The sequence below is a fragment of the Corynebacterium sp. zg254 genome (genome assembly GCF_024701495.1).
Taxonomy (GTDB): Bacteria; Actinomycetota; Actinomycetes; order Mycobacteriales; family Mycobacteriaceae; genus Corynebacterium; species Corynebacterium zhongnanshanii.
Map to the genome: position 1 here is coordinate 910,791 of NZ_WIAR01000001.1, position 12,458 is coordinate 923,248.

15 protein-coding genes are annotated in these 12,458 nt (G+C 59.6%); 4 read left to right on the plus strand and 11 right to left on the minus strand.

Translation table 11 applies throughout. From position 1 onward, the window contains the following. Positions 1–223: 223 nt before the first annotated feature. Positions 224–2,302, plus strand: coding sequence for an acyltransferase family protein (locus tag GC425_RS04160; RefSeq protein ID WP_151843730.1), 2,079 nt, complete (start codon positions 224–226; stop codon positions 2,300–2,302). A 513-nt stretch (positions 2,303–2,815) separates the two neighbouring features. Here GC425_RS04160 and rplO read toward each other — a convergent pair. From rplO to GC425_RS04205, 9 genes are all read right to left on the minus strand, one after another. Further along, positions 2,816–3,265 carry a 50S ribosomal protein L15 gene (gene rplO / locus GC425_RS04165; protein WP_151842148.1) on the minus strand — a complete coding sequence of 150 codons (450 nt, stop codon included), beginning with the start codon at positions 3,263–3,265 and terminating at the stop codon, positions 2,816–2,818. Between the two features lie 2 nt (positions 3,266–3,267). Then, the gene (gene rpmD, locus GC425_RS04170) at positions 3,268–3,453 is read right to left on the minus strand and encodes a 50S ribosomal protein L30 (RefSeq protein ID WP_151843729.1); all 186 of its coding nucleotides are present in this window, start codon (positions 3,451–3,453) and stop codon (positions 3,268–3,270) included. A 3-nt stretch (positions 3,454–3,456) separates the two neighbouring features. Continuing rightward, positions 3,457–4,101: a 30S ribosomal protein S5 gene (rpsE, locus tag GC425_RS04175; protein WP_151842150.1), complete on the minus strand. Its 645-nt coding sequence runs from the start codon at positions 4,099–4,101 to the stop codon at positions 3,457–3,459. A 37-nt stretch (positions 4,102–4,138) separates the two neighbouring features. Next, positions 4,139–4,546 (minus strand): 50S ribosomal protein L18, encoded by a 408-nt coding sequence (gene rplR, locus GC425_RS04180; RefSeq protein ID WP_151843728.1) that lies wholly within the window; start codon positions 4,544–4,546, stop codon positions 4,139–4,141. A gap of 2 nt (positions 4,547–4,548) precedes the next feature. Continuing rightward, a complete protein-coding gene (gene rplF, locus GC425_RS04185) occupies positions 4,549–5,085 on the minus strand; it encodes a 50S ribosomal protein L6 (RefSeq protein ID WP_151842152.1) in 537 nt (178 codons plus the stop codon). Positions 5,086–5,100: 15 nt separating this feature from the next. Next, positions 5,101–5,499 (minus strand): 30S ribosomal protein S8, encoded by a 399-nt coding sequence (gene rpsH / locus GC425_RS04190; protein ID WP_151842153.1) that lies wholly within the window; start codon positions 5,497–5,499, stop codon positions 5,101–5,103. A 282-nt stretch (positions 5,500–5,781) separates the two neighbouring features. After that, the gene (locus GC425_RS04195; protein ID WP_151843727.1) at positions 5,782–6,090 is read right to left on the minus strand and encodes a hypothetical protein; all 309 of its coding nucleotides are present in this window, start codon (positions 6,088–6,090) and stop codon (positions 5,782–5,784) included. Further along, the gene (locus tag GC425_RS04200; RefSeq protein ID WP_151843726.1) at positions 6,087–7,535 is read right to left on the minus strand and encodes a hypothetical protein; all 1,449 of its coding nucleotides are present in this window, start codon (positions 7,533–7,535) and stop codon (positions 6,087–6,089) included. The genes GC425_RS04195 and GC425_RS04200 overlap by 4 nt, the downstream gene beginning before the upstream one ends. Positions 7,536–7,548: 13 nt before the next feature. After that, a complete protein-coding gene (locus GC425_RS04205; RefSeq protein WP_231699665.1) occupies positions 7,549–8,232 on the minus strand; it encodes an ABC transporter ATP-binding protein in 684 nt (227 codons plus the stop codon). A 359-nt stretch (positions 8,233–8,591) separates the two neighbouring features. Between GC425_RS04205 and GC425_RS04210 the strand changes: the two genes are divergently transcribed. The 3 genes from GC425_RS04210 to GC425_RS04220 are packed head-to-tail and all read left to right on the plus strand — an operon-like array spanning position 8,592 to position 11,457. Next, entirely contained in the window at positions 8,592–9,587 is a 996-nt protein-coding gene (locus tag GC425_RS04210; RefSeq protein WP_151843724.1) for an iron ABC transporter permease, read from the plus strand. Then, a complete protein-coding gene (locus tag GC425_RS04215) occupies positions 9,584–10,375 on the plus strand; it encodes an ABC transporter ATP-binding protein (RefSeq protein WP_151843723.1) in 792 nt (263 codons plus the stop codon). The genes GC425_RS04210 and GC425_RS04215 overlap by 4 nt, the downstream gene beginning before the upstream one ends. Positions 10,376–10,428: 53 nt before the next feature. After that, a complete protein-coding gene (locus tag GC425_RS04220; RefSeq protein WP_151843722.1) occupies positions 10,429–11,457 on the plus strand; it encodes an ABC transporter substrate-binding protein in 1,029 nt (342 codons plus the stop codon). A 113-nt stretch (positions 11,458–11,570) separates the two neighbouring features. Here the strand turns inward: GC425_RS04220 and rplE are convergent, their stop codons facing one another. Next, complete coding sequence (gene rplE, locus GC425_RS04225; RefSeq protein WP_151842160.1) at positions 11,571–12,140, minus strand: 50S ribosomal protein L5; 570 nt, start codon at positions 12,138–12,140, stop codon at positions 11,571–11,573. A 2-nt stretch (positions 12,141–12,142) separates the two neighbouring features. After that, positions 12,143–12,457, minus strand: coding sequence for a 50S ribosomal protein L24 (gene rplX, locus GC425_RS04230; protein WP_151842161.1), 315 nt, complete (start codon positions 12,455–12,457; stop codon positions 12,143–12,145). Position 12,458: the final 1 nt, after the last annotated feature.

Here is a 12,458-nt window from a genome sequence, read left to right on the forward strand (position 1 = left end):
TGTGGCGTTGGGTGACAATAACCCCAAAAGAATAGCAGCCTTTCGCAGTTCCTGAAACCTTAAACTGTTTAGTTTCCCTCAACCAGGGTGCGATCGGGGGCTCTCCTACCTAACGTTTCCATAAGAATTGCCTTAGAACCCCTGGTGTGCGTTATTCTTCTTAGGTCTGTTTCGATTGTTGATCCAACGTCTCCCTTAAGCACGTGTTGAAAGCTTCAAAGCCATGCCAAAACCGATTAAGTCCGAACAACACTACATCCCTGGGCTCGATGGCCTGCGTACCCTTGCCGTTGCTGCTGTGATCCTCTATCACCTGCATGTTCCCGGCGTGGTCGGCGGGCTGCTGGGCGTGGGTGTGTTCTTCACACTCTCTGGTTTTCTGATCACCAGTAACCTCATGCGCGCCTGGGATACCCGGGGCAACCTGGGGCTGAAGACCTTCTGGTTGAGGCGCTTTCGCAGGCTGATGCCGGCGTCGGTCATTACGATTATTGTGACGGTGCTGCTGACCGCGGCGCTGGCCCGGCACAAGCTCAGCGAATGGGGCATGGAGGGCGTGTCGGCCCTGTTCTACGTCAACAACTGGCACATGATCTTTAAGGAGAAGTCCTACTTCGACAACTTCGGCGGCCCCAGCCCTTTGAGCCACATGTGGTCCCTGTCCGTGGAGGAACAGTTCTACCTGGTGTGGCCTCTGCTCCTGCTGTTGTTCCTGACTGTGTTCCGCAAGCGCATGATCGCGATGGTGCTGACGTTCCTGGTAGCTGTGGCTTCCTTCGTGTGGATGTGGATGCTGGTGGAGCCGGGCATGGACCCCACCCGCATCTACGAAGGTACGGATACCCGCGCCGGCGGAATGCTGCTGGGCGCGTGCCTGGCGCTGTGGCTGTCCGCCCGCAAGCACAAGGGGCAGTCCGTGCTGCCGCAGCGGCAGGTCTCCACGGTCATGGGTGCCATCGGTATCGCCGGCATCATCGCCCTGATCGCCCTGGTAGAGCAGGAAAGCTTCTTCCTCTACCACGGTGGCCTGGCACTGCTGTCGGTCGCTACCGTGCTGGCGATCTTCTCCGTGCTGCACCCCGACGGCTTCTGGAACAAGTTCCTGGGCTGGGAGCCGCTGCGCTGGATCGGTGAGCGCTCCTTCGGCATCTACCTATGGCACATGCCGGTCATCGCGTTCCTGCCTCAGCCATGGTTCGACCAGAACCGCGTGCTCGGTGGCGTGATTACCGTGGTGGTGTCTGTTGGGCTTGCCGCGCTGAGCTGGTCCATCATCGAAGACCCGATCCGCCGCAACGGCATCGTGGGGCCGATCAAGGAATGGGCGCGCAGCCGCCGGGCCGCCAGGGAAATTGGCGTGTCCCCTGCACAGGCCACCACGGTGGCCAGCCGCCGCTTCCCCAGCTACTTCCCCGCCGCGGCGACCGTGATCCTTGTGGCGCTGATCGCCATCGCATTGCCGCACGTGATTGTTGCGCCGGATAACTCCAGCCAGGCTGCGAAGATGCAGACCATGGAGATCACGGACGCGAACCGTCAAGCGGCGAACGGCGCAGGTGCGGGTGCCGGTGCTGACTCCGACGGCGCCGGTGAGGCAACCGGCGAAGAGAATAAGGCAGCCGCCCAGGCCGCGGGCCGCCCCGTGATGAGCTGCACGAAGGTCGTGCACGTGGGCGACTCCACCTCCATCGGCATGTTCAGCGCCGACATGGTCAACGGCCCCGACGATACCGCCTTCGTGCAATACCGGGCCTACGGCGCCCAGGACGTGGTGGACAGCGTGTTCGGCGCCCGCTCCACCATCGAGGGCTGGGATGCCCCGGACGGTTCCGCGAAGTACCCTTCCGCCGTGGAGTCCGTGACCGAGCTGGTGGATCAGCACAGCGGCCCGAACACCTGCTGGGTCATCGCCACCGGTGTGAATGACGCGGCGAATATCGCAGCGGGCGCCACCTCCTCCCCCGATGAGCGCATCGACGCCATGATGGAACTGCTCAAGGACCAGGATGTAATGTGGGCGACCACACGCACGAATACCAATGACGGCTACTACGCCAATTCCCACATGCAGGAGTTCAACGAGGCGTTGCGCCGCGCGCAGGACCGCTACCCGAAATTGCGCCTATTTGATTGGGCTGCCGAGGCTCAGCCGGACTGGTACGCCCCTGGCGATTACGCGCATTACAGCACTGACGGAAACTCCCGCCGTTCCTACCGTTTTGCCGCCGCCCTGGCGTATGCATTCCCGCTGGACAAGGATGGTGCTCCCTCGGACGATAAAATTGTCCGTTCCGGATTCTAATCCTCCCCGTACTGTTATCCGACGCCTGGCGCACATCGCGCACAATGAGTGTCCGCTGTCGGAACGTCCGTGTTGGGGCGCCCTGGCACAACCATAGGATTATTTCGCTCTTTCGAGATTTTGACCTGGGGAAATGCTCAAGAAATGCGACAAAGTCCTATGGTTGTGCCAGCGCTCGTAACGCACGCATGGCTAACAGTATCCCAGCCGGTGCAGCGGGGCTTGTCTCGGCTGCCATAAGCCCTATACTTGCTGCAACACCGAAGATTTCTCATGGTGCAACCCGATAAATGCTCACTCAGCATTTATTCTGAGCATTAGACCAGGTCAGACCCTGACAGGGCATGAAACGGACCACAATTCGCAGACAATCCGCCCCCTCTTCTTCGGGTAAGTGTTGCAACGACCCTCTAGATTGAAGTCCATTCTTATAAAAGCAAATCCCGCCCTTGCCCTCTCACGATGAGAGAACGGGCGGGATAGTTAGCTGCTATGCAGGCTGTCTAATCGGGCTTACTTGGCCTCGGTGACAGAGCCGCCTGCAGCTTCGATCTTCTCCTGAGCAGACTTGGAGAACTTCTGAGCGGTAACGTTCAGCTTCACGCTGAGGTCACCGTTGCCCAGAACCTTCACTGGCTGCTTCGCGCGGACGAGGCCTGCTGCCACGATGTCGGCAACAGCGATCTCGCCGCCCTGTGGGAAGGCCTTCTCCAGGTCAGCAACGTTGACGACCTGGTAGGTGATCTTCGCAGGGTTCTTGAAGCCCTTCAGCTTAGGCAGGCGCATGTGCAGTGGCATCTGGCCACCCTCGAATGCTGCCGATACCTGCTTACGAGCCTTGGTTCCCTTGGTACCACGACCGGCGGTCTTACCCTTGGATGCCTCACCACGACCCACGCGGGTCTTGGCCTTGTTGGCGCCCTTGGATGGACGGAGATCGTGGAGCTTGATTGGATCGCTCATGTTTACTCTCCTGCCACTTCTTCAACAGAGACCATGTGGCGCACGGTGTTGATCTGGCCGCGGACGATAGGGGTGTCCTCGCGAACAACAGATTGTCCGATACGCTTCAGTCCCAAAGAGCGCAAGGAATTGCGCTGCTTGTGCTTGGTTCCGACGGTACCCTTCAGCTGGGTAATCTTCAGTGCCATGGGTTATGCCCCCTGTCCTGCAGCGCGTGCGCGCAGCATAGCGGCTGGAGCAACCTCTTCCAAGGACTTGCCACGGCGTGCGGCAACCTCTTCTGGGCGGACCAGCTGCTTCAGGCCGTGCACGGTTGCGTGCACAACGTTGATAGCGTTGTCCGAGCCCAGGGACTTGGAGAGGATGTCCTGAATACCAGCGCACTCCAGAACTGGACGTGCTGCACCACCGGCGATAACACCGGTACCTGGTGCGGCTGGCTTCATCATTACGATACCGGCAGCGGTCTCACCCTGAACTGGGTGAGTGATGGTGCCGTTGATCATTGGGACGCGGAAGAAGTTCTTGCGAGCTTCCTCGGCACCCTTCTGAATTGCAGCAGGCACTTCCTTGGCCTTGCCGTAGCCCACGCCTACCATGCCCTGGCCATCGCCGACGATGACGAGTGCGGTGAAGCTGAAGCGACGACCACCCTTAACCACCTTGGAAACGCGGTTGATGGTGACAACGCGCTCGATGTACTGGGAGCGCTCGTCCTGCTGCTGGTTGTTGCGACGGTCGTTGCGACCACCGCGGTCGTTGTTGCGGCCGCCACGCTCGTTGCGATCGTTGCGGTTGTCAGCGGAGCGTCCGCCGTTACGGTCTTGTTCCGACACTACGCAGTCCTTCCGTTGATGTTGTTGTCGGTGATCATTAGAACTTCAGACCACCTTCGCGAGCTGCGTCGGCCAGAGCGGCGACGCGGCCATGGTACTTGTAGCCAGCGCGGTCGAAGACAACGTTTTCGATGCCTACGGCCTTTGCACGCTCAGCGATCAGCTGGCCAACCTTTGCGCCGCGAGTCTTCTTGTCGCCCTCGATCGCACGAACTTCAGCTTCCAGGGTGGATGCTGCTGCCAGGGTGTGGCCTGCAACATCGTCGATGAGCTGAGCGTGGATGTGGCGGGACGTGCGGTGCACAACCAAGCGTGGTGCCTCTGGGGTACCAGCGAGGTTCTTGCGAATACGGAAGTGACGGCGTGCACGTGCGGTACGACGGCGGGTGGAGATGTCCTTGCCCACTGGCAGACGCTTGCCGTTGTTGTTTTCGTTGTTGCTCATGCTTACTTACCAGTCTTTCCGACCTTGCGGCGGACCTGCTCGCCGGCGTAACGAATACCCTTGCCCTTGTAAGGATCGTCCTTACGCAGACGGCGGATAATCGCGGCGACCTGGCCAACCTGCTGCTTATCGATTCCGGATACGGACAGCTTGGTGTTGCCGTCCACTGCGAAGGTGATGCCTTCTGGAGCTTCGATCAGTACAGGGTGGGAGTAACCCAGGGCGAACTCGAGGTTCTTGCCCTTGGCCTGAACACGGTAACCGACGCCGAAGATCTCCATGTTGATGGTGTAGCCCTGGCTCACGCCGACAACTGCGTTGTTGATCAGGGATCGGGACAAGCCGTGCAGGGAACGGTTCTTGCGGTGATCGTCCGGGCGGGTAACGATAACCTCGTCACCCTCCTGGGATACGGCGATAGGTGCTGGAACGTCGACGGTCAGGGTTCCCTTGGTTCCCTTCACCTCAACGCTTTGACCATTGATGTTCACGGTGACGCCAGATGGGACGGCGATTGGTGCCTTGCCTACTCGAGACATGCTTGTACCTCCCTCTTACCAGATGTAGGCGAGGACTTCCCCACCCACACCCTTGTTCGTGGCCTCACGGTCGGTCAGCAGGCCGTGGGACGTGGAGATGATAGCCACGCCCAGGCCGCCCAGGACCTTTGGCAAGTTGTTGGACTTTGCGTAGACACGCAGACCTGGCTTGGATACGCGACGAACACCCTCGATGGAGCGCTGACGGTTGGAGCCGTACTTCAGCTCCAGTTCCAGGGTCTTGCCAACCTTGTCGTCGGAGACGGTGTAGTTAGCGATGTAACCTTCCTTCTTCAAGATCTCGGCGATGTTCACCTTGAGCTTGGAGGAAGGCATGGAGACGGATTCATGGAATGCGTTGCTGGCATTCCGTACGCGGGACAGCATGTCCGCGATTGGATCAGTCATGGTCATTGATTGTGACCTGTGCCTTTCTCGTTGCGGTTCCCGGCCCACCCAGTGGCGTGCACCGCGTTTTTCTCGGCCACTTGTCGCCGCCCTCACTCAGTAGTGAGGGAAGCTCGCTGCCTTTTTAGTTACGCGGCCGCTTCGGGCGAGGGGCCTACAACAAAGTGGATGTTTTCGTATGAGCGCTACGCTCTTCAAGCGCACACGTTAACTGTGCAGAGCGCAGACCTTCTTACTATACAGCCTGCTAGCAGGACATCCAAACTGCCACAGGGGAGGCTCCAGCCGCTACTGCATCGAGTCGTCACGAGTGGAGCGACGCCCCAGCACAGCCTTCACAGCAAGGATGCCAAGGAAGATCACAAGCGAGGCGATAGCGATGAGGACCAGGAGAATGCCACCGTTGTGGATACCTAAGCTCAGTTCCAGGTTGCCCTGTGCGTTTTCTCTTACGTGAACATAGACTGCACCGAACAGCCCAGTTCTAAAAAACGCCTGCTCATCAGCCGAAAACGCGATGTAGAGCATGGTCACAACTGCCAGGCTGCATACCACCAAGAAACCAAACACCACAGAGAAGAACGCTTGCTTCATCATAGAACCGTCATTCCTTTCCCAGAATCATGAAGAGCGCGAATACCAACCACAACAAACGTCGCAATAAGGAGAGCAGCGATCCCCAGCATGTGGAGTGGCATCAACGAGAATATGGAGAGTGCACATGCCGTAGCGAGAAGCAACACACCTAACGAACCTATCGCCGCCAGGCTCGCCAGCGGATTCTGCTTCACCGTGGGAAGCAGGATTCCCAAAGTCACCAACAGGGGTATGGAGAAAAGGCAACCTATAACCAGAAATAAGTTCTGTTCTGAATATCTGCCACGGAGCGCTTGAATACCGAGGAATATAGCCCCAATGGGAACGGTCAGAAGCATCATGGCCAGATTGAGACTCAAATACTCCCACCACGGCTTCACAAACCCCTGGTACATCTTTCGAAACCGCCGAAGATCCGAGTACAGATACCGGGACATGAAACTGACTATTTCAAGGGAGAGCGCTGCCGGAAGAATCTGACTGTCCATGAGCAGAATAAAAGCTGCGCAGGACGCAGCTACAGCAAACCAGGTATGTCTGGCGCGAACAAGGTTTCTCACTGCGGTGTGCAGAATAGCACGGCGTGCTGTCATTCTGCGCAGACCGCGTTGAGGCCGCAACGTCAGATGCACATACTTCACCGCGACGGACGTACACCCTGGTGCAGTGGAACGCACGAGCATTAACAGTGTGGCCGTTGCGATAACAAACGCCCCGATAGCCACAGCCAGCCCGTGCTCCACGTACACCTTCAGCAGCACATTGGACCACACCCAATAAGGGTGCGATGCGTAATAGGCCTCTGAGAGCTCGATGGAATGATTCGGTATCTGCAGTGCAGAGAGGTAGGCCAATCCAATAACGATCGCCATCCCCACGTAGTGGGACAGGCCGATCATCCTCAGCCGGCTAGCAAGAGCCACCGTCAGGTTAAAGACCAAGTGCGCCAGCAAGAATAATATGAGGCCCGGGAAGACGATAGCCAAGAATATCCGTCCAAGTGCAGGAAGGCCATAGATAAAGAGCAAAGGCGCTAGCGATGGCACAAAGAACGTGACAGTAACCAACCCGGCGATGGTCGCTTCCAGATACAGAACAGCTATTCCGCGTTGCTTATTCGTGACAGGAAAAGAGGCGGTCACGCTCATCAGATCCGGCGAGTTTACCAGGAGAACCTTCGATACAATGAAGCCAACGGTCACCCAAATCGGAAGAGTAAGGTTAGAAAAAGCCAGGAGGATATCCAACACTTTCGAGCTAGCCTCTGCGGTCGAATAAAATATAGTGGCTATAGCCGTCAGCGTCACCATCATGAGAAGCGCGACACATGACACTGCCGCCTTCACCCATCCTGAGGAAAATATTCCATCATGGCCTAATTGGCGGACTTGTTGTTTGAGATAGAATCTATATAAAACAGTGACAGGTTTGTCGATGACGTTCACTAGTGCCCCTCACTCAACATGTCGGCAGAGCCCGAAGCCCTGCCTCCACGTCGCCGTCGTACACAATGGAGGCATTATTCAACACAACGAGCCTGGTGGAGACTCTGCTGAGCAACCGACGGTCGTGAGAGGCAATCACTACCGCCGAGTCACGGCTCAATGCCGCCAGCTCTCCGACCATGTAATCCATAGCCTGCTCGTCTAAACCATTGAGCGTCTCATCCAGGATGGTGAGCTTTCTCCGCAAGAGCACAGCAGCCAGAAGTTGAATCTTCTTCTTCATTCCGTGGGAGTAATTCTCGATCAGCTGATTATCATCATTATGAAGATGGAAGAGGCGAACCAGCTTGTCGTAGTCCTCCTGCTTGATCTCCTGCCCGTATAAGGCACTAAAAGTATCAATCAATTCCTTGCCGGTGAGATATTCCGGCACCGCATCATTGCCGCCAAGGAAGAGGATTTTCCTTTGCGCGTTGAGCGCTAAGACATCCTCGTTATCGATGCGAATGCTTCCCGATGTTGGCTTTAGCAGACCAGAGCACAACTTCAAAAGAGTGGACTTTCCAGCACCATTTCCGCCCCATAGCCCAACAATCTCCCCCTGCTCGACATGAAGATTAATCTCGTCCAAGATGAACTTACGGCGAGAGTAGGCGAAGCGGAGCTGATTAACCTCGAACATCGTTATCTCACGCACTTCTCATGGTAAATCAGCGCGCGCATACTCTTCTCCTGGGACTCTTTCGGGTCTTGATTTCACTCTCGGAACAATGTGAGACGTGAAGCAATCCTATCCCCACCACAACCGCCAAACAATAGTTTTCGCCGCAGGCCTATTGCCCCCCCCTTCTGGAGGGGCTCTTCCCTGCCATAATCAATCACTGCCCGCCGTTCAGTCACCCCACCCGTCACACATAGGGGTGCTGCTATGACCCCCGAGCACTTTCACCAGACAGGCGCATCACTTATACTTCTCGCAATCACTAGTAGGAATGATTGTCATTCCATACTGTCGCTCCACGCTCACACTCACCAGAAGGGATACCCACCGCGCCCATGCCCCACTCGCGCTTCCTCGCCCTCGTGAGCCTCGCCGTACTCTGCGTCCTCACCGCCTGGTTCGGCATCAGCATCGGCCCCACCGGCTTCGACCCCGTCGCCTCCGTCACCTCCCTGATACATCCACAGCACCCCATCCACACCCTCATTGTTCACGTCCGTCTTCCCCGCACGCTCACCGCCCTCGCCGTCGGAGCCTCCCTCGCCCTCGCCGGCGCCGGGATGCAAGCCGTGTTCCGCAACCCGCTGGCCGAGCCCGGCATCACCGGCGTCTCCAGCGGCGCCGCCGTGGCAGCCGTCCTCCTCATCACCACGGGGCTGGCCAGCATCCACCCCGCTGTCCTCCCCGCCGGCGCCTTCGCCGGCGCGCTCGCCACAGTCTTCCTCGTGCACGCCATCGGCGCCCACCGCAGCTCACACACCATTTTGCTGGTCGGCATCGCCATCAACGCTTTCCTCGGCGCGCTCATCGCCGCCACCATCGCCAACGCCGTCAACTCCGAAGACGCCCGCTCCGCCATGTTCTGGCTCAACGGCGACCTCACCGGCAGCACCATGAACGCGCTCGCCCTCGTGGCCATCCCCCTGGCACTCGGGGCAGCCATCGTCCTGTTCTTCGCCCCAGAGCTGAACCTCCTCTCCCTTGGGGAAGCCACCGCGCACTCCACTGGCCTGCACGTCCAACGCACCAATCACCTGGTCCTCCTCGGCGCCGCCCTCACCACCGCCGCCGGCGTGGCCATCACCGGCATCATCTCCTTCGTAGGCCTGGTGGTCCCGCACCTCATCAGGCTGATGTTCGGAAGCGACCACCGCTTCCTCCTTCCCGCCAGCGCGCTGCTCGGCGCCGCAGGCCTCACGCTCGCAGACATCGCCGCCCGCATGCTCTGGCACCCCGTCGCACTGCAGACCGGCACGGTCACCGCCCTGCTAGGCGCCCCGTTCCTCCTCTTCCTGATCCTGCGCTCCGCACGCTCGGAGGCCACCCCATGAGCACGCCGACCCCCGCCGTCGACTTTCGCCACACGAGCATCCGCTACCCCGGCCACACGTCCCCGCTCCTGGACTCCATCACCCTCGCCCTCCCCGCCGGCGGCATCCACGGAATCATCGGCCCCAACGGCGCCGGCAAATCCACGCTGGTCAAAGCACTGCTGGGGCTCGTACCCTACCGCGGGTCCATCACCGCACTCGGCGCGGACACGCGCACTCTCACACCTCGGCGCCGGGCGCGGATGATGGCCTATGTGCCGCAGAGCTGGGCGTCGGATATCGATTTCACCACGCGGCGCTACGTGGAACTCGCCCGCTACGCCCGTGTGCGGCGTTTCCGTCCCATGAATTTGTCCGACGCCGAGGCTATCGACCACGCACTTCACCTCACCGAGACGGCGCCGCTGGCCCACACTCCCCTGCGGGAGCTCTCCGGCGGGCAGCAACAGCTGGTGAACCTCGCGCGCGCGATTGCGCAAGAGCCCCAGGTGCTAGTGCTCGATGAGCCGACCAGCGCACTGGACATTTCCCATATACACGCCACGCTCAAGCTGCTGCGGCCGTGGATCGAGGCCGGCGAACAGCCGCGGACCGTGCTGACGGTGCTGCATGACCTGGAGCTGGCCGGGCGCTATTGCTCCACGCTCACACTGCTGCATGAGGGGCGGATGCACGCGCACGGCACGCCGAGGCAGGTGCTGACCGCGCAGAATCTGCGGGCGGCGTTTGGCGTGGACGTAGACGTGGGGGTGCATCCCGGCGGCTGGCCCACGATTACGGTGCGCTAAGCGCGCGTCAGGACAGACATAGAGCACAGAAACAGAATAGGACGGAGAACTCCATGACACTCTCACGTACACTTTCCCGCACGCTTGTGGCCGGTGTGGCCGCGTCCGCCTTGGTTATGGCGGGGTGCAGCTCGGACGGCTCGGGCGGTTCGGGTAGCGCGGCTGGTTCGAGCGGCTCGGCTAACTCTGGCGGCGCGAACTCCAGCGCCGCTTCCGACGGCATCACCGACGCCGACAACCCCACCGAAGGCCCCCAGCGCATCGTCGCTGCCACCAGCGACGTGGCCGCACTGCTATTGCAGATCACGGAGGGCGAGCGGGTGGTCGCTGTGCCGGCCACGGCGAAGTCAGACGCCGCGGGGGCGTCGGCCCGCTACGCCCGTGGGGTCCAGGGCACGCTGCCTCCCGGCACACACCCCGAAGTAGAGCAGGTGCTGTCCTACGAGCCAGATTTCGTGCTCGCCACCGCGCGCCACGGCGGCGAAAAGACCTTCTCCGAGCAGCTGGAAGCCACCGGGGTGCGCACGCTGGTGCTGGAACCGGACGCGTTCAACACCCCCGAGGGGATCGCCAAGGCCACGCGAGAGATCGGCGAGGCGATCGGTCAGCCTCACAAGGCAGACCAGCTGGCCTCCACGTTCGAGAAGGAGCTGGCTGAGCTGGACGAACAGGCCAAGGCCAACGATAACGCGCAGAGCTCAGACCAGAAGCACTCCCCCAGCACCCTGGCACTGATGGTGCGCGGCCCCAAAACCATGGTGATGGACTCCGGTCTGATGATCCCCACCCTCATCACCCGTGCCGGAGGCACCTACGCCGGCGACACCCTCGGCGTGCACAACACCCGACCCATCGACGCCGAACAACTCCTCACCGCACGGCCCGACATCCTCTTCCTGGAGGACTTCCAAGGCGGCGGGCGGCAAGCCTACGCACGCCTGCTGGACAACCCCGCGGTCGCAGACGTACCCGCCATCAAAAACGACCGGGTGTACGTGATTCCCATGAAGGACGCATCCGCGGTCTCCGGGCTCCACACCACCGCCGGCTACGAAACGATCATCAAGGCCCTGGCCAAATAGGTCTTGCACTTTAACGCACACAAAGCAACCCTCCATCCCAGGCATGGGATGGAGGGTTGCTTCATGGGGTGCGCTGGGCGTCGTTCAAAAAAGGAACAACGGCGCGCAGGTTCTTAGCGCTTGTTGACGCCGGCCTCGAATGGGAAGCCCAGCTCGCGCAGCAACGCACGGCCCTCATCGTCGTTCGTGGCAGAGGTCACAACAGTGATGTTCATACCGCGAGGACGATCGATCTTATCGACGTCGATCTCGTGGAACATGGACTGCTCGCTCAGACCGAAGGTGTAGTTACCATGGCCATCGAACTGCTGGTCAGACAGACCACGGAAGTCACGAATACGTGGCAACGCAACCGTCAGCAGACGATCCAGGAACTCCCACATACGATCGCCACGCAGCGTGGTACGAACACCAATCGGCATTCCCTCACGCAGCTTGAAGTTAGCAATAGCCTTCTTCGCGGTACGGATCTGTGGCTTCTGACCCGTGATCAGAGTCAGGTCCTCGATAGCGCCGTTGATCAGCTTGGAGTCACGAGCAGCATCGCCAACACCCATGTTGACAACAATCTTCGTCACACCAGGGATCTGCATAACGTTCTCGTAGCTGAACTGCTGGTTCAGCTTCTCCCGAATGTCCTCACGGTAACGGGTCTTCAGGCGTGGGGTGTAGTTATCGCTCATCGTTAGATGTCCTTCCCGGTACGCTTGGAGACGCGGATCTTCTTACCGTCCTCATCGAAACGGTAACCGATGCGGGTGGGGTTACCCTCGGAGTCCACAATCATCACGTTCGACACGTGAATAGGAGCCTCCTGGGTCACAATGCCGCCGGACTCGGCACCACGCTCTGGAGCGGAGTTTGCAACGTGCTTCTTGATACGGTTAACACCCTCAACCAGAACCTTCTCGGTCTTCGGGAAAGCCTGAATGACCTTGCCCTTAGCACCCTTGTCTGGGCCAGAGATAACGATAACGGTATCGCCCTTACGGATCTTCATG

Bases quoted from the DNA above. Each gene is read 5' to 3' on its own strand.
- rpmD (WP_151843729.1), bottom strand. From the start codon at position 3,453: ATGGCACTGAAGATTACCCAGCTGAAGGGTACCGTCGGAACCAAGCAC.
- rplE (WP_151842160.1), bottom strand. From the start codon at position 12,140: ATGAGCGATAACTACACCCCACGCCTGAAGACCCGTTACCGTGAGGAC.
- rplF (WP_151842152.1), bottom strand. From the start codon at position 5,085: ATGTCTCGAGTAGGCAAGGCACCAATCGCCGTCCCATCTGGCGTCACC.
- GC425_RS04220 (WP_151843722.1), top strand. From the start codon at position 10,429: ATGACACTCTCACGTACACTTTCCCGCACGCTTGTGGCCGGTGTGGCC.
- rpsH (WP_151842153.1), bottom strand. From the start codon at position 5,499: ATGACCATGACTGATCCAATCGCGGACATGCTGTCCCGCGTACGGAAT.
- rplO (WP_151842148.1), bottom strand. From the start codon at position 3,265: ATGAGCGATCCAATCAAGCTCCACGATCTCCGTCCATCCAAGGGCGCC.
- GC425_RS04160 (WP_151843730.1), top strand. From the start codon at position 224: ATGCCAAAACCGATTAAGTCCGAACAACACTACATCCCTGGGCTCGAT.
- GC425_RS04210 (WP_151843724.1), top strand. From the start codon at position 8,592: ATGCCCCACTCGCGCTTCCTCGCCCTCGTGAGCCTCGCCGTACTCTGC.
- rplR (WP_151843728.1), bottom strand. From the start codon at position 4,546: ATGAGCAACAACGAAAACAACAACGGCAAGCGTCTGCCAGTGGGCAAG.
- rplX (WP_151842161.1), bottom strand. From the start codon at position 12,457: ATGAAGATCCGTAAGGGCGATACCGTTATCGTTATCTCTGGCCCAGAC.
- GC425_RS04195 (WP_151843727.1), bottom strand. From the start codon at position 6,090: ATGATGAAGCAAGCGTTCTTCTCTGTGGTGTTTGGTTTCTTGGTGGTA.
- GC425_RS04215 (WP_151843723.1), top strand. From the start codon at position 9,584: ATGAGCACGCCGACCCCCGCCGTCGACTTTCGCCACACGAGCATCCGC.